The sequence below is a fragment of the Rhodanobacter thiooxydans LCS2 genome, assembly GCF_000264375.1.
Taxonomy (GTDB): Bacteria; Pseudomonadota; Gammaproteobacteria; order Xanthomonadales; family Rhodanobacteraceae; genus Rhodanobacter; species Rhodanobacter thiooxydans.
This window is the reverse complement of the sequence record NZ_AJXW01000079.1, coordinates 38,344-59,313: the sequence shown is the minus strand read 5'-3', so window position 1 is coordinate 59,313 and position 20,970 is coordinate 38,344. Positions and strand designations below refer to the sequence as shown.

Below are 20,970 nucleotides of genomic sequence, written 5' to 3'. Positions count from 1 at the left end.
GTTCTCCTGCGTCGGGTTTCAGATCACGTCCCACATGTAGCCATCGTGCGCGAGTACCGCGCCGGCCAGCTGTTCGATCGCCTCGTCCTCGTTGCGTTCCAGCCCGCGTACGTTGCGTGCCATGCGTCGGCGCGCCTGCTTCGCGAACACCTCGGCGATGTTCACGGCTTCGTCCGCGGCCGGATGCGCCTGCTTCAGCAGGCTGTCGGCGCGCGACAACACGCACAGGCCCACGAACAGGTCGATCGCGATGTCGCCCAGACGCTTCTGCGCGTGCTGCATGTCGGCCACCTTCTTGCCGTAGCGGCGCAGCAGCGCGTCGGAGGATCTGGACAGTTCCACCGTGTACTTCTCGTAGGTGGCGGCGACCTTGCGCAGCCGCGGCGACAGCTCGTGCGCGATGCGATCGATGCCGTAGCCAGTGGCCTCGCGCATGCGACGGCCGGTGTAGCTGCCGAGCACGCCGAAGCCCTTGATCGGCTCGTTGAAGATGTCGCCCACCGCGGCCTTCAATTCGGAGAGGCCCGCGCCCACGCCTTTCAGGCCGGACAGCGCGATGTACAGCCGCAGGATCTCGTTGGTGCCCTCGAAGATCGACAGGATCCGCGTATCGCGGGTGATCTGCTCGTACGGGAACTCGCGCATGAAGCCGTTGCCGGCGGCGATCTGCAGCGCCTCGTAGGACGCGCGCTGCACTGCCTCGCTGGCGAACACCTTGCTCATCGCCGCCTCGACCGAGTAGTCGCTGCCGCCGCCATCGATCAGGTGCGCTACCATCCACACCGCGCTCTCGGCGGCGAAGCAGTCCACCGTCATCTGCGCGATCTTCTCGCGCACCAGGCCGAACTCGGCGATCGGCTGGCCGAACTGCTTGCGCTCTTTCGCCTGCGCGCTGGCCAGGCGGATCAGCGTGCGCATGCCGCCCACTGCGCCGCCGCCCAGGCCGGTGCGGCCCGAGTTCAGAATGGTCATCGCCACCTTGAAGCCCTTGCCGACCGGGCCCAGCACGTTCTCCGCCGGTACCCGCACATCGGCGAATGCGACCGTGGTGGTGCTTGATGCGCGAATGCCCATCTTGTCCTCGTGCGGGCCGTGGCTGACGCCGGGCCACTTCGCCTCGACCAGGAAGGCGGTGATCTTGCCCTCGGGCGTGTCGGTGCGCGCGAACACGGTGTAGAAGTCGGCGATGCCGCCGTTGGTGATCCAGATTTTCTCGCCCGAAAGCGTCCAGCTGCCGTCGTCGTTGCGGGTCGCCTTGGTGCGGATCGAGGCGGCGTCGGAGCCGGCGCCGGATTCGGTGAGGCAGAACGCGGCGATCATCTCGCCGGTGGCCAGCTTCGCCAGGTAGCGCTGCTTCTGCTCGTCGCTGCCGAACAGCAGCAGGCCTTTCATGCCGATCGAGCTGTGCGCACCGATAGTCAGCGAGACCGAGCTGTCGTGGCTTGATGTCTGGCCAAGCACGCGCGCGTAGGCGCCGTTGGACAGTTCCATGCCGCCGAACTGCTCGGGGATGATCAGGCCGAACAGGCCCATCTCGCGCAGTGCCTGGATGAACTCGGCCGGCTGCTCGGCGTCGCGGTCGTACTGCTTCAGCGCGGCGCCCTTGTCGGCGAGGAACTGGTCGATCGCGTCGGTCATCGCGCCCAGCATTTCCTTGTCGCGGGCGTTGATCTCGGGGTAGGGAAACAGGTTCTCTTCCAGGATGTTGCCCAGGAACAGCTGCTTGGCGACGCTTTCGTCGCTGCGCAAGGTGGCGAAAGCGGGAGTGGCGGGCGACGACGAGCTCATGACGCGATCTCCATGAAGGGCGAAGCGCCATTCTGGCACTTTCGCCATGCTCATCCATGTCGCCAATCGACGCACCCGGTACGCCGCGCGGCTGTACCACCCGGTGACAACGGGCCGCCAGCGCTTGAAACATTTTTCCGGCGCACCCAGATCACCGCTTGTGATGTGTCATATCAGCGGGTTTTCGGAGGTAGGGTCATGGCAACCGGTTGGGCAGGCGACGGCGCCGTGCAGGAGCAGATCGACGCCACGGTCGACGATGCGGTGCAGCGGGCGCGCCAGCAGTTGCGCAAGGGCCCGGGCCTGAAACACTGCGAGGAATGCGACGCGCCGATTCCCGCGGCACGGCGCAAGGCCGTGCCCGGCGTGCGCCTGTGCGTGGCCTGCCAGGAAGCGCAGGACGCGGAGCAGCGCAGCGCCAGCCTGTACAACCGCCGCGGCAGCAAGGATAGCCAGCTGCGCTGAGCGCCCATGCGCAGCGCAGGGCTCAGCGGCACCTCTCACCTGCCGATGGAAACGCGGCGCTCACCCAGCGTCTTGCCGCTCGCGCCCCATGCCCGCACCCGGTATTCGCCTGGCCGCAGGTAAAGCGCGGCTCGCTCGCGCACGTCCAGCAGGGTGTAACGGTCAGCCGGCGTGGCATCGTCCGGTTCGTTTGGCGGGGTTGCTTCGATCACACAGGGGCGTGTCCGGGCGCACAGGGTGGTATCGATCGGCCATGCGTGGCGCCGCTGGTCGCTGCTCAGCCAGTCGGGACGCGGGGTGTCGCTGGTGGGCGGGAGGATCACACTGACGTCGTTGCGCTGGGGGTAGGCGCTCCACGGCTTGCCGTTTTCGCGGTTCAGCAGAACCGCGGCCCTGGCCGGATGGAATGCCGCAATCAGTTGCCGATAATGCGGCGACTGTCGCGCGGGATCGACTCCGCTGAATACGGTCTGGTTGATGGACAGGGGGTCGAAACCGCTCAAGCGCTTCAGTTCCATTGCCATCGGCCGGACATCCTCACCCAGCCCGCCAGGAGCCTTGTCGATGTGCGCATAACCGGCATGCACGAACAGGCGTGCCGCCGGGTCTGCCATGAAAACACGGCGATACAGATTATCAGCCTGGCTGTTTTCCCGGATCTGCGGCGTCATGTCGGATGACTCGTACGGCACGATCACGAAGCCGAGCCGGATCGCCTCGCGCACGATGTCGCCGTACAGCGGTTCGCGCAGGTATTCGCTGCCGCTCGTGGCCAGTGCGTAACCACGGTGGGCCAGTTCGGTATCGCTTTTGTCGAGCGCCTCGGCAGCGAAGTGGGTGAAGCCTAGCGCACGCAGGCGCGGCAGCAAGGCCAGCGTGAGCAGGCGGGTATGCGGGTCGTGATGGGCCTCGTTGACCATCACGATGCGGCGGTTCGCGGCGAGCCTGGTAATGGCATCCACGGCGTTGACGGCCTGCCATTGCGCCGGTGACGGCATGGCCAGATCGGCGCGGCCGGCACTGGCGAACGGAAAGTCGCTAATGGCAGCCCGGTACAGGCCGAGATTGGCGTCGGCAAAGGCGAGGAACTGGCGCGCCTGCTTGCGGTCATCGTCCGAAAGCAGCGGCATCAGCCGATGCAGGTACTGGTAGCGCGCCAGGTCGTTGGGCAGCGGTTTGAGCTCCTTGAAGAAGTCGCGCGCCCGCGGCTGCCCGGCCTCGGTGGCGGTCGCCACGGGTGCAATGAGCGCGGACAGGCAGAGAAGGGTGGCGGCGAAGATGTGTCGACATCAGCTGGATCACGCATGTGGGTTCGACGAATCTACACACGCGGTTCCGGCGTTGGAAGCCGCCCGGCCGGTTGTTCCGGATCATGCCGCGGAGCGGGATCGATGACCGCTGCTTCGGGATGCGGACAAGGGCGGTACTTGTGCGTCCCGTCCACAAGCGGCAAGCTCGATCCCGTTGACCGGCCGGCCTGGGTGTCGCGGGACAGCCGGCAACGGGTCACTGGCGTGATGGCATGGAGGCAGCGCTCATTTCCACTTCATCGAACCCGTTCGCACTCGCCGCCGGCATCAACTATTTTTTTGCGTTGCTGCCTGACGACTCCGCACGCAGCGCGATCGCCGGCGCGGGCGAACGTTTCCGCAAGTCGCACCGGGTCAGTGGGTCGCCGGTTGGCATCGACAACCTGCATCTGACGCTGTGCCCGATGGGCAAGCCCGAGCGGCTGCGCTGGCCGCTGGAAGAGGCGCTGCTGGCTGCGGCCGGCGACGTGCGCGCACAGGGGTTCACCGTCACGCTGGATTCGGCGATGCGCTTCAGCGTCAGGGACGGGCAGTTCCCGTTCGTGTTGTGCGCGGACGGCCTCACCACCGCGGCGGCGCTGGAGCTGCGCAAGGCGGTTGCCGCGGCGCAGTCGCGTGTCGGCCTGCAGGTCAGCGGCGTGTCCAGCTTCCTGCCGCACGTGGCCATGCTGCATGGCCATGCCGTTGATGCGATCGAGGAATCGGTCGCGGCGATCCAGTGGCAGGTGTCCGAGTTCGTGCTGATCCGCAGCTTCTTTGGCCAGTCGAAGTACGAAGTGGTTGGCCGCTGGCCGCTGGTGGCGGCCGCCGCGCCCGAGCCGCTCGACCTGCTGGCGGAGATGGCCAGCCTGGCGGATCTTGCGGATCTTGCGGAACTGCCGGACTGGTCCGACGTGGAATGATTGGCGCCGGACGCGGCTCGCGTCAGATCGGTGGCTCGGCGTTCGCGGCGCGCACCTCGCGGCGCCGCTGGCGCGCCAGGCTGTGTTCGCGGCGGGCGATATACAGGCTGGCGCCGATGATGATGGCCGCACCTGCCGCGGTGTAGCGATCCACCTGTTCGCCGAAGATCCACCACGCCAGCACGGCCACGATCAGCAGCTGCAGGTAGCTGAACGGCGCCAGCAACGAGGCGTCGGCCAGCCGCAGCGCGCGCGTCCAGCACCAGTGGCCGCTGGTGCCCAGCGCGCCGGACAACACCAGCCACGGCCAGATGGCGGCATGCGGCCATTGCCATACAGCCAGCGCGGCGGGTAGCGACAGCGGCACCCACAGCAGCGTGGTCAGCAGCACGATGCGGTCGGCCGGCTCGCTGCCGGTCAGCGACTTGATGCTGATCGTCACCGCGCCAGTCAGCGCCGCCGCGAGCAGCGCCACCAGGCTGCCAGAGGCGAACGCCGCGCTGCCGGGCCGCACGATCACCAGCACGCCGATGAAGCCGGCCACCACGGCGCTCCAGCGGCGCCGGCGCACGACTTCGCCGAGAAAGATCACTGCGCCGATGGTGACGAACAAGGGCGAGGAGTACGACAGCGCCACCGCCTCGGCCAGCGGCAGGTTCACGATCGCCCAGAAACCGGCCAGCATGCCGCCCATGCCGAGCACGCAGCGCATCACGTAGAAACCGAAGCGCGGCGTGCGCAGCAGCGCCCAGCCGTGGCCATGCAACAACGGCAGGGCGAACAAGGCGCCGAACGCGCTGCGGAAGAAGGTGATCTGGAACGGGTGCAGCTGGGCCGAGGCGAAGCGGATGGTCACCGCCATCAGCGCGAAGAAACCGGCGCTGCCCAGCATCAGCAGCACCGCGCGCAGCGGCAGCGGGGTAGAAACGGGCGGCGATGCGGGGATCGGGTCCAGGGCCGTGGCGGGGCAGTTCGAGGTGGCGCGCATGGTACCCCACTTGTGCGCCGGCTTTGGTGCTGCCGGGCGCGGCACTTCAGTGTGCGGGCGTCGTCGCGGCCTTCCGGGCCTCCCTCGACCACGCCTGCAGCCGCTCGCGCACGGCCGGTTCCAGGTTCTTCAGGCCCCAGCGGCGGCCTTCCGCCAGCGCGGCGTCGGTCGACTGGCCGCCGAGCAGCGCGGCGCGCAGGGCGATCAACGCACCCACCCGGTTGCTGCTGGCGCAATGCACCAAGGTCGGCTGGTCGCCAGCCTCGCGCAGCAGGCGGTCGAACTGCACCACGCGATCGCGGGTGAGATCGCCGGCGCCGCGGATCGGCAGGTTGTGATAGCCGATGCCAGCCGCCTGCACGGCGGCGGCTTCGTCGAAGTCGGGCGTCTCGCTGTCCAGGCTGAGGTCGATCACCTGGCGGATGCCGGCACGCTTCAGCGCGGGGATGTCGGTGGCCTGCAGGCGCCCGGAGGCCACGCGGTGCGGAGCCGGGAACGCGACGTGGCCGAGCCCGCCCAGCGCGGCTTCCTCGGGCGCGGCGGCGAAGCAAACGGATACGGACATGGCGAGCGCCAGCAACAGCAGCAGGGAACGGTACATGGCGGATACCTCGGGGAGGGAAGGCTCAGGATAATCGAGTCGGCAACTCTCGCGGCCGCAAGCGGATGCGCGCCGCATGCCTCGTATAATCGGCGGCCCTCGACGAAACACCAGGATCGACCGATGTCCGAGATTCCCGCCTGCCCGCTGTGCGCGATGGAGAACACCTATCCGGACGGCGACAACTACGTCTGCGCCGACTGCGGCCACGAGTGGCCGATCGCGGCGGCAACGCATGCGGGCGATGCCGCGCTGGTTGTGCGCGACGTCAACGGCAACGTGCTCGTCAGCGGCGATACGGTGACGGTGATCAAGGACCTGAAGGTGAAGGGTTCATCGATCCCGCTGAAGCAGGGCACGGTGATCCGCAACATCCGCTTGGTCGACGGCGACGACGAGCACATCGAAGGCAGCTCGGACAAGATCAAGGGGCTGGTGCTGAAGGTGTGCTTCCTGAAGAAGGCTTGAGCGCGCGCGAAGCTACTGGCGTGCTTCGAGTCGCAGCCCGCGCGGCGTCAGCCGACGCTCGACCAGCTCGAACAGGCCCTGCACCAGCAGCGCCAGCACGGCGGCCGGGATGGCGCCCTGCAGGATCAGCCCCACGTCGTCCAGCCGGATGCCGGTAAGGATCGGCTGGCCGTAGCCGCCAGCGCCGATCAGCGCCGCCAGCGTGGCGGTGCCCACGTTGATCACCGCCGCGGTCTTGATGCCGGCCAGGATCGAGCGCATCGCCAGCGGCAGTTCCACCAGGCGCAGCCGCACGCCGGGCGGCAGGCCCAGCGCGGCGGCGGACTCGCGCAGTTCCGGGGCGATGCCGACCAGGCCGGCGTGCGTGTTGCGCACGATCGGCAGCAGGCTGTACAGGAACAGCGCAGCGATCGCCGGCCAGGTGCCGATGCCGAGCAGCGGGATCATGAACACGAACATCGCCAGCGATGGCACGGTCTGCAGGATGCCGGTCAGGCCGATCAGCCACTGGCCGAGACGCCGCCGCCGGGCCGCGAGGATGCCCAGCGGGATCGCCAGCAGGATGGCCAGTCCCAGCGAGATCGCCACCAGCCTGAGGTGTTCGACGCTGCGCTGGAGCAGGTGCTTCCACAGGCCGCCTTCGTGGTCCTGCGCATGGATGCCGAGGAAGCCGGCGGCCACCACGTTTTCCTTCACGCCGCGCAGCTTCACCCGGGCGTTCATCGCGCGCATCGCGTCCTCGTCGATGCTGCCGGCGAGCTTGCGCAGCACGCCAATGAAGCCGGGCGCGCTCTGCTCCAGCGCCAGGCGGTACAGGTAGACCGCGTCGTAGCGCGGGAAGTAATGGCGGTCGTCGCGCAGCGTGCGCAGGTGGTAGTAGGGGATTTCCGCGTCGGTGCTGTACAGGTCGATCGCGTCGACCGCACCGCTGGCCACCGCGCGATACGACAGCGCGTGGTCGAGGCCGCTCACGTTCGCCTGCGGCAGGCCGTAGCGTTGGCGCAGGCCGGGCCAGCCGTCGCCGCGGTCCATGAACTCGTTGGAGAAGCCGAAGCGCAGGCCGGGGTGCCGCAGCAGGTCGGAAATGTCCCGGATGCCCAGCCGCGCGGCGACGTCGTCGCGCATGCCGATCGCATAGGTGTCGCTGAAGCCGAGCGAGTCGGTGATGCCGATGCCCAGGGGTCTCAGCCGTGCGCGCAGGCTGGCGACGTCCGCGTTCGCCGGCAGGCCCTTCAGCAGTTCCTGGGTGAGCGTGCCGGTGTACTCGGGATAGGCGTCGATCTCGCCGTCGAGCAGGGCGCGCCACAGGATGCGGGTACCGCCCAGCTCGCGCCGGTGCACCGCGTCGACGCCAGCCTCGCGTGCGCCGGCCAGCGCCAGTTCGCCGAGGATCACCGACTCGGTGAACTGCTTGGAGCCGATGCGCACCGGCGCGGCCTGCGCCGGCGCGGGCGGCAGACAGGTGCCCAGCAGCAGGCAGGCCGTCAACAGTATCGGCGCGGACCGCAGGCGGTGCATCACGGATCCTCCGGCAGGCGCCGCTGCGCGGCGACGAAGCGGCTGACGAACGCGTCGACGGGGCGCTCGCGCAGGTCGCGGAACGTCCCGTCCTGCAGCACGGCGCCCTGGCGCAGCAGCACCAGCCGCTCGGCGAACCAGGCCGCTTCGGCGAGGTCGTGGGTGACCACGATCACCGTCTTGCCGAGCTGGCCGAAAATCTGCTTCAGCTCGTCCTGCAGCTCGTGCCGCACCACCGGGTCGAGCGCGCCCAGCGGCTCGTCCAGCAGCAGCGCATCGGGGTCGGCCATCAGCGCGCGCATCAGCGCCACACGCTGGCGCTGGCCGCCGGACAGTTCGGCCGGATAGCGCTCCAGCACGCTCGCCGGCAGATGGGTCAGCGCGGCAAGCTGTTCTGCCCGCTGGCGGATCCGCTCGCGATCCCAGCCGAGGTGGCGCGGCAACAGGGCCAGGTTGCCCAGCGCGGTAAGGTGCGGAAACAGGCCGCCGTCCTGGATCACATATCCGGCCCGCCGGCGCAGCGGCAGCACGTCGGCGCGCTGCAGGGGTTGGCCGTCGATCTCGACGTGGCCGTGGTCCGGCCACTCCAGCCCGAGCAGCAGGCGCAGCACGGTGGACTTGCCCGAGCCGCTGCTGCCGATCAGCGCGGTGGTAGTGCCGGCGGCGAACGCCAGGGTGACCTGTTCGAGCGCCTGCAGCCTGCCGTAGCGCTTGCCCGCCTGCACCAGCGCGAAGGCGATGCCGCCGGCGGACTCAGCCGTGGACATGGCGCGTCATGGCAGCTCGACCTTCGGTTCGGTGGCGGGAAACGGCGCGGGCGGCCGATGCCGCCGCGGCCGTGATATGCGCGTGAGCCTATCAGCAGGGCGGATCCGGCTGCTACCGGCGAGCGCCGCGCTGGCCCGGCATGGCCGCGGCGTGGACGCCACGGATCGCTATGGCGCAGCGCTCATCCGCGCACGATCGCCGCCTTGCCGCTTGGCGTCGTACATCGCTTCGTCGGCGCGCCGCAGCAGCTGCCTGGCGTCCTCGCCGTGGTCGGGATAGAGCGCGATGCCGATGCTCGCCGACACCTGCAGCCGGCCGCCGGCCAGCTCGAACGGCTGCCGCAGGGCGGCGCAGATCTTGGCGGCGACCGCGACTGCATGATCGGCCTGGCCGGTGTCGTTGAGCAGCACCACGAACTCGTCGCCGCCAATGCGGCCGATCGTGTCCGATTCGCGCACGCACCGGCTGATGCGTGCTGCCACCTCGCGCAGCAGCAGGTCGCCGACGTCGTGGCCATGGTTGTCGTTGACCAGCTTGAACTGGTCCAGGTCGAGGTACAGCACGGCCAGCTGCTGCTGCTCGCGACGGGCTCTGGCCAGCGCCGTGCCCAACCGGTCGTGGAACAGTCCACGGTTCGGCAGGTTGGTGAGCTGGTCGTGCTGGGCCAGGTATTGCAGCTGGGTCGCGGTCTTCTTGCGTTCGATCGCCGCGGCGATCTGGGTGGAGACGAATTGCAGCAGCGCCTTGTCCTGCTCGTTGTAGCGCACCTCGCCGGAGTAGCTCTGCACCACCAGCGCGCCGATCACGCCAACCTGCCCGCCGAGCGGCACGCCAAGCCACTCCAGCGAATCCCGGCGGACGATCGGGCGCACCCGCGGCGGCAGCTCCATCTGGGTCTTCGGCGTCAGCAGCAGCGCCTGTCCGCTGCGGATCACCTCGCTGCTGAGCGTGCCGGAATCCAGGCTTTGCGTCGGCGGTGGCGGGTCGTGTTCATCGGCGAAGTAGGGGAAGCTCAGCTCGTCCTTGTCCGCGTCGTACAGCGCCACGAAGAAATTGTTGGCCGGCAGCAGTTCGCCCACGATGCGGTGGATATGCTGGAACAGCGCCAGCAGATCCTCGGCCGAGTGCGCCGCCTCGGAAATGGCATGCAGGGCCGCCTGCATCAGCTCGGCGTGCTTGAGCTCGGTGACGTCTCGCGCCACCGCGATCCGCACCCGGTCCGCCTCCGACCAGCGAGCCGACCACATGATGTGGATGACCCGGCCGTCCTTGCGCAGGTAGCGGTTCTGGAAGTGCGGCTTGGGCTGGCCGGCCATGATCTCGTTCGCCGCCTGCAGGGTGCGCTCGCGGTCGTCGGGATGGACCAGCCCGATCATCGGCCGGCCGATGACCTCTGCCGGCGCATAGCCGAAGATGCGCTCGAACGCGGCGCTGACGAACACGTAGCGGCCATCGGCGTCCACCACGCAGATCGCGTCGAGCAGGAGGTCCATGACGTTGCCGAAGGGGAGACAGGCGCCCGGTTCTGGCGGAGAAGGCGGTTGGTTCATGCGTACCTGTTCGAGCGTGGTCCTGGCGTAGCGGCAATGCTTCGTCGAAGCCTATCCTGAATCCATGCGAGGAATGTCTACGCGCGGTGCTGGGCGTCGCCGCTTTCTCCGCGCTGGCCGGCGGCAACGCGCAGGCGAAAGACGCCTATAGCGCACTCCAGCGCGAAGCGCTTGGCGCAGTCGACGCGTTCTTCGCGGCGATGGCGAAGCATGACGTGGATGCCTCGCGCCGGCTCATCCTGCCCGGTGCCAGTTTCGTGGTGGTGCTGCCCGATGGCAGGGTGAAGGTCGAGCCGGACAGCGGCTACCGGGATATGCTGGGCAAGCACAAGGAGGCGTTCCGCGAGCGCATCTGGGACGCGCAGGTGACAGTGCAGGGCAACCTTGCCCAGGTATGGGCGCCGTACGATTTCCACCTCGATGGCAAGCTGTCCCACTGCGGCATCGACAGCTTCAGCCTGGTTCGCGGTACCGACGGCTGGCGTATCGCCGGAGTCAGCTACACCGTGCAGAAAACGGGCTGCGCGCCGAGCCCGCTGGGTGAGCTGAAGTAGCCTGCGGCGGTGGTCGTCGATGTCATGATGCGCCCGGCACTCACTCCAGCGGCGCGGTCATGATCAGCCGGTCGACCGCGTAGCCGCGCTGGCGCGAGTGTTCCTTGAGCTGCAGGAACAGCGCCCGGTCCATCGCGGGGCGGCGCGAGAGTATCCACAGGTGCTTGCGCCCGGGGCTGCCGATCACCGCCCACTGGTAGTCGGTATCCACCTCGATCACCCAGTAGTCGGCCCAGGCCATCGGCAGCCAGGTCAGCCAGGCGGGCGCGAAGCGCACCTCCAGCGCTGCGGGCTGGTTGTCCTTCATCCGCGCCACGCCCTCCACGGACATCGGGCCCTTGCCGGTGCGGCAGGTGTTGTGGATGTGTACGGTGCCATCGGAGTTCGGTGTGTAGGTGGCGATCACGGCGCCCAGGCAGTTGCGCTCGAAGTACATCGGCAGGCGCGCGATCTCGTGCCACTGGCCGGCGTAGCGGTGCAGGTTCAGTGACGGCACCGGCTGGTTCGGCAAGCTGGCGGCGGCAACCGGCCAGGTGCAGGCCAGGGTCGCCACGATCAGCAATCGGCAAAACACATGCATGGCCTGGTTCCGTGGAGCGTGCGTGGTGCGGGAGGGGCCAAGGATGGTTGAAGCATGGCAGGCGGTCTAGCGGTAGCGCGCTTCCTGCAGGTCGATCTCGCGCACCAGCCGGCGCGAGACCTCGTCGGAGATGCGACGGTGACGCGCCAGTTCGAAGACCGCCTCGCGCTGGCCCTGCAGCGCGGCCAGGCGCAGCTCGCGTTCGGCCGTGTCGGCCTTGCGCAGCTGCCGCGCCTCGTCTTCGCTGGAGGCGTCCTCGTCCAGCCAGTGCTGGTACAGGGCGATCACCCGCGTGGCTGCGCTGGTGTAGGTATCGACGTCGCCGGCCGGCGCCTTTTCCAGCAGTTCATGCTGGGCTTTCTCGACGGCGGCGATCGCCGCCTTGGCGGCGCTCCGGCGGGCCAGGTTCTCCTCCCTCTGCACCGCCGGCTCCGGCGGCAGCTGCAGGCCTTTCAGCAGCGGCGGCAGGCCGATGCTGGCGACCAGCAGCGAAAGCAGGATCACCGCAGTGGCGAGGAAGATCGTCAGCTCGCGCGCGGGAAAGGGAGTGCCGTCGGGCAGCAGCAACGGCAACGTCATCACGCCGGCCAGGGTGATCGCGCCGCGAACGCCGGCCAGCGAGGTCGCCAGCAGCAGGCGCCAGTGCGGCCGGCTCACCGGAGTGCCGTGATGGTGCGCCTTGAGCACGTTCAGCCGCAGCGAGATCCACACCCAGGCGAGGCGCAGCAGCGCCAGGCCGATATTGATCGCCAGCGCGTACACCAGCAGCCACCAGGGGTTGCGATGGCCGCTTTGCGCCACCGATTCCATCGCGCCCTGCAGACTGGCAGGCAGCTGTTCGCCCAGCAGCACGAACATGATGCCGTTCAGGGCGAACTGCACGGTGTTCCACACCGCCGTGCGCTGCACGCGCGTGGTCGCCAGCAGGCGGCCGCTGAGCTCGACGTAGCTCATGGTGATGCCGGCCGCCACCGCGGCGAGGATGCCCGAGGCACGCACCTGTTCGGCCAGCAGGTAGGCGCCGAACGGGATCAGCAGGCTGATCAGGATCGGCGAGCCCGCCTCCTGGCCGAAGTGCCGCGACAGCCAGCGTTGCGCGAAGCTCACCGCCACGGTGAACGCCATGCCGACGCCGAACCCGGCCAGCGCCACCCACAGGAAGGTCAGCGACGCGGACAGCAGCGAGAAGCTGCCGGTCATCGCCGCCGCCACCGCGAAGCGGAAGCAGACCAGGCCGGAGGCGTCGTTGAGCAGCGACTCGCCTTCGAGGATGTGCATCAGCCGCTTCGGGATCGGCACCCGCGCGGTGATCGATGACACCGCCACCGGGTCGGTCGGCGATACGATCGCGGCCAGCGCGAACGCCACTGCCATCGGCATCGCGGGGATCAGCCAGTGGATCAGGAAACCGACGCCGACCACGGTGAACACCACCAGCCCCAGCGCCAGCGCCAGGATCGCGCCGCGGTCGCGCATCAGCCCGTCCTTGGGAATGCGCCAGCCGTCGAGGAACAGCAGCGGCGGCAGGAACAGCAGGAAGAAGATGGCCGGATCGAGCGCCACGCCATGCTTGAATACGCCGGCGATCACCGCGCCCAGCCCGATCTGCACCAGCGGCAGCGGCAGCGAGAACGGCAGCATGCGTACCAGGTAGCCGCTGCCGACCACCGCCAGCAGCATGGCCAAGGCTACTTCGATCGAGTTCATGGGATGTCCGGGTGCGTTTGCGACCTTAGCAACACGGCGGCCGCCGCGTCGAGCGATGGTGACGACATGCCGGGAGCGACATGGCATACCATCGACGCTCCCGCGACCTATCCGTTCCCCAGGAGATCGCATGCCGCCGATCATCATCGTTCGCCAGCTCGGCAAGACCTACGCCTCCGGCTTCCAGGCGCTGAAGCGGATCGACCTGGAGATCCGTCGCGGCGAGATCTTCGCCCTGCTCGGCCCCAACGGCGCCGGCAAGACCACCCTGATCAGCATCATCTGCGGCATCGTCAACCCCAGCGAGGGCAGCGTGCTGGCCGACGGCCACGACGTGGTGCGCGACTACCGCGCGGCCCGCACGAAGATTGGTCTGGTGCCGCAGGAGCTGACCACTGACGCGTTCGAGACGGTGTGGAACACGGTCAGCTTCAGCCGCGGCCTGTTCGGCAAGGGCGCCAACCCGGCGCACATCGAGAAGGTGCTGAGGGACCTCTCGCTGTGGGACAAGCGCAACAACAAGCTGATCACCCTGTCCGGCGGCATGAAGCGGCGCGTGATGATCGCCAAGGCGCTGTCGCACGAGCCGCAGATCCTGTTCCTCGACGAGCCCACCGCAGGCGTCGACGTGGAATTGCGTCGCGACATGTGGGCGATGGTGCGCGCGCTGCGCGACACCGGCGTCACCATCATCCTGACCACCCACTACATCGAGGAGGCCGAGGAAATGGCCGACCGCATCGGGGTGATCCACAAGGGCGAGCTGATCCTGGTCGAGGACAAGGCCGAGCTGATGGAGAAGCTCGGCCGCAAGCAGCTGACCCTGCACCTGCAGAATCCGCTGGAAGCCATTCCCGCGGCGCTGGCCGGCTACCCACTGCAGCTGTCGGCCGACTGCCGGCAACTGGTCTACACGTTCGACGCGCAGGGCGAGCACACCGGTATCGACGTGCTGCTGCGCCGGCTCGGCGAGGCGGGCATCGACTTCAAGGACCTGCAGACCCGGCAGAGTTCGCTGGAGGACATCTTCGTCAACCTGCTGAGGGAGCGCGCATGAACCTCTACGCGATCCGTGCGATCTACCGCTTCGAGATGGCGCGCACCTGGCGCACCCTGCTGCAGAGCATCGTCTCGCCGGTGATCTCGACCTCGCTGTACTTCGTGGTGTTCGGCGCGGCGATCGGCTCGCACATGAACGGCATCGACGGGGTCAGCTACGGCGCCTTCATCGTGCCGGGGCTGATCATGCTCTCGCTGCTCACGCAGAGCATCTCCAACGCCTCGTTCGGCATCTACTTCCCGAAGTTCGTGGGCACCATCTACGAGATCCTGTCGGCGCCGGTGTCGCCGTTCGAGATCGTCGCCGGCTACGTGGGCGCGGCGGCGAGCAAGTCGGTCATCCTGGGCCTGATCATCCTGGCCACCGCGCGGCTGTTCGTGCCGTTCGGCATCGAGCATCCGCTGTGGATGTTGGCGTTCCTGCTGCTCACTGCGGTCACCTTCAGCCTGTTCGGCTTCATCATCGGCATCTGGGCGGACAACTTCGAGAAGCTGCAGCTGGTGCCGCTGCTGGTGGTGACGCCGCTGACCTTCCTCGGCGGCAGCTTCTACTCGATCCACATGCTGCCGCCGTTCTGGCAGAAGGTCACCCTGTTCAATCCGGTGGTGTATCTGATCAGCGGCTTCCGCTGGAGCTTCTACGGCGTGTCCGACGTCGGCATGGGCGTCAGCGTGGGTATGACTGCGGTGTTCCTCGCGATCTGCCTGGCCGCGGTGTGGTGGATCTTCCGCAGCGGCTACCGCCTGAAGGCCTGAGCCAGGGTGCCGGCGTATTCAGGTTAGCGCGGTGTGCGCATGGAACGGCAGCTCCCGGGCGCCGGTGCGCAGCACCGCCGGTTCGGCCGCGTCGAGCTGCTCGCGGCGGGCGTCGATCACCACCAGGATGCGTCCGGCGGCGATTTCTTCGCTGAACTTGCGGCTCACCGTATCGGGCACCTCGAAGCCGACGATCTCGCCGATGCAGGTGCCGAAGGCGGCGCCAGCGATGGTCATCGCCGCGGCGGCGCCCAGCGTCACGCCCAGCGGCGGCACGGCGGCCGCGGCCAGCCCCAGCAGCAGGCCGGTGCCGCCGCCGCAGACGCCACCGCGCACGGCGGCGGGGTAGAAGTCGTTGCGTCCCTGCATCAGGTGGTCGGGGATCTTCTCCAGCTCGATGTCCTCGCGGGCGACCAGCGAAATGTCGCAGTCGTCGACGCCGGCTTCGCGCGCAGCCGCCATCGCGGCGCGCGCGGCCGGCAGATCGTTGGTACTGAACACGCAGCGGATTTTCATCGGGGCAGGCCTCCGCTTCCGGCATGGGCGCTGCCGCATGGGCGGGCCGGTCGACCCCGGGGGGCCACGCGGCAAGACGGGCTTGCACACCTGGCTCTTAGTCCCCAGGGCGTTGCGGGCACGTGACCCGGTTGTTATGGCCGGGGAGGGCGCGGCGTAGCGGGGGAACGGGTACGCTCGCGTGGCGGGATTCGCTCGCAATGAACGAATCGCGGATGAACGAGTCCATAGTGGATACGCGACGACAGAAGGGGCGAACGTGCGCAGGCAATCATCGACAGGCAGCTGGATCGGCGCGGTGGTAGTGGTACTGGCCGTTGTGGCGGGCGGCGTGTACCTCGCACGCAAGGCGATGCAGCCCGGGGTGCCGGCATCCAGCACGCCGGCGGCGACGGCATCGACCGCCGCGCCGCCCGCCGCAGCGTCGATCCAGCATCCGATCGAACAGGTGCAGTCCGGCCCGGCCACGGCATCGACCGCGGCGCTGCCCGCGCTGGGCGACAGCGATGCCAGCGTGGCCGCGGCGCTCGTCGCGCTGGCCGGAGACAGCGAGCTGTCCTCGCTGCTGGTGAGCCAGCAACTGGTCGCGCGCATCGTCGCCACCGTCGATGCGCTGCCGCGCCACGACGGGCTGGCGGTATTCACGCTGCCGGCGCATGCGCCCAAGGGGGCATTTGCGGTCGAGGAGGCTGGCGGCGCCACGGTCCCCGGCGCCGCGAACGCCGCGCGCTACGAGCCGTACATGCGGGTGGTCGACGCCGTCGATCCGCAAGCGCTGGTGGCCTGGTATGTGCACGCCTATCCACTGTTCCAGCAGGCGTATCGGCAGCTGGGCTACCCGAAGGGCTATTTCAATGACCGCCTGATCGTGGCGATCGACGACATGCTGGCCGCGCCGGAACCCGCCCAGCCGCCGGCTGTGGTGCGCTCGAAGGCGTACTACGTCTACGCCGACCCGGCACTGGAATCGCTGTCGACCGGGCAGAAGCTGCTGCTGCGCGCGGGTACGGCCAACGAAGCGAGGATCAAGGCCAGACTGCGCACGATCCGCGGGTTGCTGGTCGGACAGGCCTTGCCCGCGCCGGCGGGCACGGCTGGCTAGTTTCGCGCGTCATCTCGGCCGCCACCTGACGATGAACCGGCAACTTCCGCCTCCCGGCCCGCCCCAGCTCGACCTGCTTGGCGGCAATAACGCGCACCCCGCCGAGGTGCATCGGCTGTTCCTGGCCCTGTTGCCGGACGCGGCGACGCGCGCCCGGCTGGCGCAGGCCGCGGCCGCGCTGCGCTCCGGCCAGCCCGGGCTGCGCGCACGCTGGGTGAATCCGGCGCGCTACCACGCCACGCTGCATTTTCTCGGCGATCATGCGTCGCTGCGGCAGGACGTGGTGTCCGCCGCCACAGCGGCGGCGCAGCGCTTGCGCACGCCATCTTTCGAGTGGGTGCTGGACCAGGCCGCCGGCTTCCGCGGCCGGCAGCCGCCATGCATCCTTCGCAGTGCCAGCGTGCCCGCGCCGCTGCAGCAGCTGTGGCAGGAGCTGCGCCACGCGCTGCTCCTGGCCGGGCAAGGCCGTCACCTCGAAACGGGCTTCACGCCGCACGTCACGCTTGCCTACAGCCACGGCGTGGTGCCGGGTGTCACGCCCATCGCGCCACTGGTGTGGCCGGTCGATCGCGTCGTGCTGCTGCACAGCGTGGTTGGCCAGCCGGATTACCAGGTGCTGGCGGAATGGCCGCTGCCGGACGACAGCGCGGGAACTCAGGCATAGGGTGTTCCGTCCTTGTGCGAGTAACGGTCCGCGCCACGTTCCAGACGCAGGTCGATGTCGGGATAGCTGCAGGTATCCTCGTTCGAGCGCGAGCCGATTTCCAGGTAAACGGCCATCGCTCCACTGCGATTGATCAGGTGGTGGCCGTCGGCGACGTTGCGCGGAAACGCCGCACAGTCTCCGCCGCGCAGCACTTGTTCGCCGGCGTCGCTGAGCAGGACCAGTTCGCCCGACAACACGTAGACGAATTCGTCCTCGTGCGAATGCCAGTGGCGCTGGCTGGACCAGGCGCCTGCAGGCAGGTGGGTGAGGTTGACGCCGAAGTCGGTCAGGCCGCCGGCGTCACCCAGCGCCTGCTTGCGGCGCTCGCCAGCGAACGCCGCATAAGGCGGCGGATAGCCGGAGCCCTTGCGTTCCGGGATGGAAGCTATGTCGATTTTTGGCATGACGGTTTCCCTGGATGATTGCCGGTAGCTGCGATTGACGAGCTTGCGCGCGCCGTCCGCGCTACGATGGCTGCGTAGATGACGAATCGGCGGGAGGCAGGTCCGATGAAGCGCTGGTCGAGGGTGGCATGGATCATGTTCTGCTGCATGCTGCCGGTAGTCACGGTGCTGGCGGCGGTGACCGGCCAACCCCCGGCAAGCCGGCCGATGGTGGCGCAGATCGCCCTGGACGGCCCGATCGGGCCGGCCGCCGCCGAATACTTCGACGACGCCTCGAAACGCGCGGTGACTGACGGCGCGGTGGCGATCGTGCTGCGGCTGGACACGCCCGGCGGGCTGGCCGACTCGATGCGGCAGATCATCACCGGCATGCTGGCCAGCCCGGTGCCGGTGTTGGTGTACGTGGCCCCGCAGGGCGCCCGGGCGGCCTCGGCCGGCACCTACATCCTGTATGCAGGGCAGATCGCCGCGATGGCGCCGGCAACCCACCTGGGCGCGGCCACGCCGGTGTCGCTGGGTGGCGCCACGCCCATGCCGCTGCCAAAAACCGGCGAGCAGCCGGCGTCGGCGGGTTCTGCCGCCAAAGACGAGGCGGCAGCAGGCAACGACGCCGAGTCGCACAAGGTGATGAACGACGCGATCGCCTACATCCGCTCGCTGGCGCAGTTGCGCGGGCGCAACGCGCAGTGGGCCGAACAGGCGGTGCGAGGTGCGGCCACGCTGACTGCCAGCGAGGCCGCGCAGCAGCACGTGGTCGACTTCGTGGCGGCGGACGTGGCCGACCTGCTGGCCAAAGCGGACGGGCGCAAGGTGCGGGTGGGCGAGCGCGATGTCGCGCTGCAGCTCAAGGGTGCGTCCGTGCGCGAGTATGCGCCCGGTGCGCGCACGCGCTTCCTGGCGATCATCACCAATCCGACCATCGCCTATCTGCTGCTGCTGGGCGGCATCTTCGGTCTGGCCCTGGAGGCGATGCATCCCGGTGCCATGTTGCCGGGCATCGCCGGCGGTATCTGCCTGCTGGTCGGGCTGTATGCGCTGCAGCTGCTGCCGGTGAACTACGCCGGGCTGGCCTTGATGGCGCTGGGCGTGGGCCTGCTGGTGGCCGAGGCAGCCAATCCCAGCGTGGGTGCGTTCGGTGCGGGCGGCCTGGTGTCGTTCGTGGTGGGCTCGGTAATGCTGATGAACACCGGGGTGCCGGGCTACGGCGTGAACCTCGGCGTGATCGCCGGCATCGCCGTGTGTGCGGCCGCGTTGCTGGCGCTGATCGTGTGGCTGGTGTTCCGTTCGCGCCGCGCCCACCAGGTTACCGGTGATGCGGCGATGCTGGTGGACACCGGGGAACTGCTGGAGCCGGTGGAAGCCGACGGCGAGGCATGGATGCTGGTGCGCGGCGAGCGCTGGCGCGTGCGCAGCGATATCGCCTTGCCGGCTGGTGCGCGGGTGCGCGTGGTGTCGCGGCAGGGTTTGCTGTTGCGGGTCGAGCCGGCGCCAGCCGACGCGACCCATCCATGAGAGACGGGAGATGATCATGTTCGGATTCGTCGGCGTTCTGGTAATCCTCGGCGTGCTGCTGCTGTTCTCCGCGGTGAAGATCCTGCCGGAGTATCAGCGCGGGGTAGTGCTGACGCTGGGCCGCTACACCGGCACCAAGGGGCCCGGACTGGTGCTGCTGGTGCCGTTCGTGCAGCGGATGATCCGCGTCGACCTGCGGGTGACCGTGATGGACGTGCCGCCGCAGGACGTGATCTCGCGCGACAACGTCTCGGTGCGGGTCAACGCGGTGGTCTACTTCCGCGTGGTCGAGCCGGACAAATCCGTATTGCAGGTGGAGAACTTCCTGCAGGCCACCAGCCAGCTGGCGCAGACCCGGCTGCGCTCGGTGCTTGGCCAGCACGAGCTGGACGAGATCCTGTCGCAGCGCGACTCGATCAACCACACCCTGCAGGCGATCCTCGACGAGGCCACCGACCCGTGGGGCATCAAGGTCGCCAACGTGGAGCTCAAGGATGTCGACCTCAACGAGACCATGGTGCGCGCGATCGCCCGTCAGGCCGAGGCCGAGCGCGAACGCCGCGCCAAGGTGATCCACGCCGACGGCGAGCTGCAGGCCGCCGAGAAGCTGCGCGATGCCGCCGCGCTGCTGTCGCAGCAGCCGCAGGCGCTGCAGCTGCGCTACCTGCAGACACTGGCCGACATGTCCAACAGCGGCAAGTCGTCGACCATCGTGTTTCCGCTGCCGCTGGACCTGATCAAGCCGTTGCTGGAGGCGCTGCCGGCGAAGGCCGGCGCGGCCCCGTCGGAGCACCGAGCTGGCGCAAGCGCCGACGGCGAGTGAATAATGCGGCTTACTTCACTTGCCGAGACGGGTGCCCACCATGGATGCAGCAAGTTCACCCGGAAGCCTGGTCTGCGTGGGCCTGGGCATGACCTTGGGCTCGCACCTCGGACCGCTGGCGCGCAGCTACATCGAGCAGGCCGACGTGGTGTTCGCCGGGCTCTCCGACGGCATCGTCGAGATGTGGCTGCACAAGATGCACCCAGACGTGCGCAGCCTGCAGCCGTACTACCGCGAAGGGAAGTCGCGCATGCACACCTACCGCGAGATGGTCGAGGCGATCCTCACCGAGGTGCGCGCGGGCAAGCGGGTGTGCGGGGTGTTCTACGGCCACCCCGGCGTGTTCGCCTGGGCGCCGCACAAGTCGATCGAGGTGGCGCGCAGCGAAGGCTACGAGGCGCACATGGAGCCGGGCATCTCCGCCGAGGACTGCCTGTACGCCGACCTCGGCATCGACCCGGGCCGCTACGGCTGCCAGCACTTCGAGGCCAGCCAACTGCTGTTCTACAAACGCAGGATCGACCCGACCGCCTACCTGGTGCTGTGGCAGGTGGGCCTGGTCGGCGACCAGTCGCTGGCACGCTTCTCCACCGGTCCGGCTTACCGCGAACTGCTGGTCGAGGTGCTGGCGCGCGACTACCCGGCCGACCATGAAATCACCATCTACCGCGGCGCCACCTTGCCGATCCAGCAGCCGCGCATCCGCCGGATCCGGCTGGCCGAGCTGCCGCAGGCCGAGGTCGGCATGGAAGACACCGTGGTACTGCCGCCGGCCGGCCCGTTGCAGCCCGACATGGAAATGCGTGCGCGGCTGGACGCGCTGGACAAGGCGGAAATCAAGCGGGACGCTGGCGTTTTGTGAGCAAGTAGGCAAGTTGCCGTTGGCGTCGTCC

The 20,970-nt window shown here is 68.7% G+C and carries 22 protein-coding genes; 11 read left to right on the top strand and 11 right to left on the bottom strand.

Annotated features, from left to right (window positions below):
• Positions 1 to 18: 18 nt before the first annotated feature.
• Entirely contained in the window at positions 19 to 1,788 is a 1,770-nt protein-coding gene (locus UUA_RS15060) for an acyl-CoA dehydrogenase family protein (RefSeq protein ID WP_008438368.1), read from the bottom strand.
• 198 nt (positions 1,789 to 1,986) lie between these two features.
• Between UUA_RS15060 and UUA_RS15055 the strand changes: the two genes are divergently transcribed.
• Positions 1,987 to 2,253, top strand: coding sequence for a DksA/TraR family C4-type zinc finger protein (locus tag UUA_RS15055; protein ID WP_008438367.1), 267 nt, complete (start codon positions 1,987 to 1,989; stop codon positions 2,251 to 2,253).
• A 35-nt stretch (positions 2,254 to 2,288) separates the two neighbouring features.
• Here UUA_RS15055 and UUA_RS15050 read toward each other — a convergent pair whose 3' ends face one another.
• Positions 2,289 to 3,488 (bottom strand): hypothetical protein, encoded by a 1,200-nt coding sequence (locus tag UUA_RS15050; RefSeq protein ID WP_008438366.1) that lies wholly within the window; start codon positions 3,486 to 3,488, stop codon positions 2,289 to 2,291.
• Between the two features lie 287 nt (positions 3,489 to 3,775).
• Between UUA_RS15050 and UUA_RS15045 the strand changes: the two genes are divergently transcribed.
• Positions 3,776 to 4,465, top strand: a complete 690-nt coding sequence (locus tag UUA_RS15045) for a 2'-5' RNA ligase family protein (protein WP_008438364.1) — start codon at positions 3,776 to 3,778, stop codon at positions 4,463 to 4,465.
• Between the two features lie 22 nt (positions 4,466 to 4,487).
• On the opposite strand, the gene UUA_RS15040 is transcribed toward UUA_RS15045, so the two are convergent.
• Together UUA_RS15040 and UUA_RS15035 are read right to left on the bottom strand one after the other, a co-directional pair.
• A complete protein-coding gene (locus UUA_RS15040) occupies positions 4,488 to 5,453 on the bottom strand; it encodes a DMT family transporter (RefSeq protein WP_008438362.1) in 966 nt (321 codons plus the stop codon).
• A gap of 46 nt (positions 5,454 to 5,499) precedes the next feature.
• A complete protein-coding gene (locus UUA_RS15035) occupies positions 5,500 to 6,054 on the bottom strand; it encodes a protein tyrosine phosphatase family protein (RefSeq protein WP_008438360.1) in 555 nt (184 codons plus the stop codon).
• 123 nt (positions 6,055 to 6,177) lie between these two features.
• On the opposite strand from UUA_RS15035, the gene UUA_RS15030 reads away from it, so the two are divergent.
• Positions 6,178 to 6,522: a zinc ribbon domain-containing protein YjdM gene (locus tag UUA_RS15030; protein ID WP_008438358.1), complete on the top strand. Its 345-nt coding sequence runs from the start codon at positions 6,178 to 6,180 to the stop codon at positions 6,520 to 6,522.
• 12 nt (positions 6,523 to 6,534) lie between these two features.
• Here UUA_RS15030 and UUA_RS15025 read toward each other — a convergent pair whose 3' ends face one another.
• The 3 genes from UUA_RS15025 to UUA_RS15015 form a co-directional block, all read right to left on the bottom strand.
• Positions 6,535 to 8,043 (bottom strand): ABC transporter permease/substrate-binding protein, encoded by a 1,509-nt coding sequence (locus UUA_RS15025; protein WP_425476919.1) that lies wholly within the window; start codon positions 8,041 to 8,043, stop codon positions 6,535 to 6,537.
• The gene (locus tag UUA_RS15020) at positions 8,040 to 8,807 is read right to left on the bottom strand and encodes an ATP-binding cassette domain-containing protein (protein WP_008438353.1); all 768 of its coding nucleotides are present in this window, start codon (positions 8,805 to 8,807) and stop codon (positions 8,040 to 8,042) included. Before UUA_RS15020 ends, UUA_RS15025 begins: the two co-directional genes overlap by 4 nt.
• A 168-nt stretch (positions 8,808 to 8,975) precedes the next feature.
• Positions 8,976 to 10,358: a sensor domain-containing protein gene (locus tag UUA_RS15015; RefSeq protein ID WP_039954186.1), complete on the bottom strand. Its 1,383-nt coding sequence runs from the start codon at positions 10,356 to 10,358 to the stop codon at positions 8,976 to 8,978.
• Positions 10,359 to 10,444: 86 nt separating this feature from the next.
• Between UUA_RS15015 and UUA_RS15010 the strand changes: the two genes are divergently transcribed.
• The gene (locus UUA_RS15010; protein ID WP_008438349.1) at positions 10,445 to 10,912 is read left to right on the top strand and encodes a nuclear transport factor 2 family protein; all 468 of its coding nucleotides are present in this window, start codon (positions 10,445 to 10,447) and stop codon (positions 10,910 to 10,912) included.
• 40 nt (positions 10,913 to 10,952) lie between these two features.
• Here the strand turns inward: UUA_RS15010 and UUA_RS15005 are convergent, their stop codons facing one another.
• Both UUA_RS15005 and UUA_RS15000 read right to left on the bottom strand, forming a co-directional pair.
• Complete coding sequence (locus tag UUA_RS15005; protein WP_008438348.1) at positions 10,953 to 11,492, bottom strand: lipocalin family protein; 540 nt, start codon at positions 11,490 to 11,492, stop codon at positions 10,953 to 10,955.
• Positions 11,493 to 11,558: 66 nt separating this feature from the next.
• Positions 11,559 to 13,199: a Na+/H+ antiporter gene (locus tag UUA_RS15000; RefSeq protein ID WP_008438347.1), complete on the bottom strand. Its 1,641-nt coding sequence runs from the start codon at positions 13,197 to 13,199 to the stop codon at positions 11,559 to 11,561.
• A gap of 130 nt (positions 13,200 to 13,329) precedes the next feature.
• Between UUA_RS15000 and UUA_RS14995 the strand changes: the two genes are divergently transcribed.
• Together UUA_RS14995 and UUA_RS14990 are read left to right on the top strand one after the other, a co-directional pair.
• A complete protein-coding gene (locus tag UUA_RS14995) occupies positions 13,330 to 14,256 on the top strand; it encodes an ABC transporter ATP-binding protein (protein WP_008438345.1) in 927 nt (308 codons plus the stop codon).
• Entirely contained in the window at positions 14,253 to 15,014 is a 762-nt protein-coding gene (locus UUA_RS14990; protein WP_008438343.1) for an ABC transporter permease, read from the top strand. Before UUA_RS14995 ends, UUA_RS14990 begins: the two co-directional genes overlap by 4 nt.
• Before the next feature lie 18 nt (positions 15,015 to 15,032).
• Here the strand turns inward: UUA_RS14990 and UUA_RS14985 are convergent, their stop codons facing one another.
• Positions 15,033 to 15,530 (bottom strand): hypothetical protein, encoded by a 498-nt coding sequence (locus UUA_RS14985; RefSeq protein ID WP_008438341.1) that lies wholly within the window; start codon positions 15,528 to 15,530, stop codon positions 15,033 to 15,035.
• Positions 15,531 to 15,789: 259 nt separating this feature from the next.
• On the opposite strand from UUA_RS14985, the gene UUA_RS14980 reads away from it, so the two are divergent.
• On the top strand, positions 15,790 to 16,632 hold the full coding sequence (locus UUA_RS14980; RefSeq protein ID WP_039954184.1) for a DUF3014 domain-containing protein: 843 nt from the start codon (positions 15,790 to 15,792) through the stop codon (positions 16,630 to 16,632).
• A gap of 31 nt (positions 16,633 to 16,663) precedes the next feature.
• Positions 16,664 to 17,296, top strand: a complete 633-nt coding sequence (gene thpR, locus UUA_RS14975; RefSeq protein ID WP_008438338.1) for an RNA 2',3'-cyclic phosphodiesterase — start codon at positions 16,664 to 16,666, stop codon at positions 17,294 to 17,296.
• Here thpR and UUA_RS14970 read toward each other — a convergent pair.
• Positions 17,287 to 17,742, bottom strand: coding sequence for a cupin domain-containing protein (locus UUA_RS14970; protein ID WP_008438336.1), 456 nt, complete (start codon positions 17,740 to 17,742; stop codon positions 17,287 to 17,289). The genes thpR and UUA_RS14970 overlap by 10 nt on opposite strands.
• Before the next feature lie 105 nt (positions 17,743 to 17,847).
• On the opposite strand from UUA_RS14970, the gene UUA_RS14965 reads away from it, so the two are divergent.
• Genes UUA_RS14965 through UUA_RS14955 form a run of 3 tightly spaced genes read left to right on the top strand, consistent with a single transcriptional unit; the run spans position 17,848 to position 20,939 of the window.
• Positions 17,848 to 19,254 carry an NfeD family protein gene (locus UUA_RS14965; protein ID WP_008438334.1) on the top strand — a complete coding sequence of 469 codons (1,407 nt, stop codon included), beginning with the start codon at positions 17,848 to 17,850 and terminating at the stop codon, positions 19,252 to 19,254.
• Between the two features lie 16 nt (positions 19,255 to 19,270).
• On the top strand, positions 19,271 to 20,077 hold the full coding sequence (locus tag UUA_RS14960; protein WP_050981900.1) for a slipin family protein: 807 nt from the start codon (positions 19,271 to 19,273) through the stop codon (positions 20,075 to 20,077).
• Between the two features lie 40 nt (positions 20,078 to 20,117).
• Entirely contained in the window at positions 20,118 to 20,939 is an 822-nt protein-coding gene (locus UUA_RS14955; protein ID WP_193385141.1) for an SAM-dependent methyltransferase, read from the top strand.
• Positions 20,940 to 20,970: the final 31 nt, after the last annotated feature.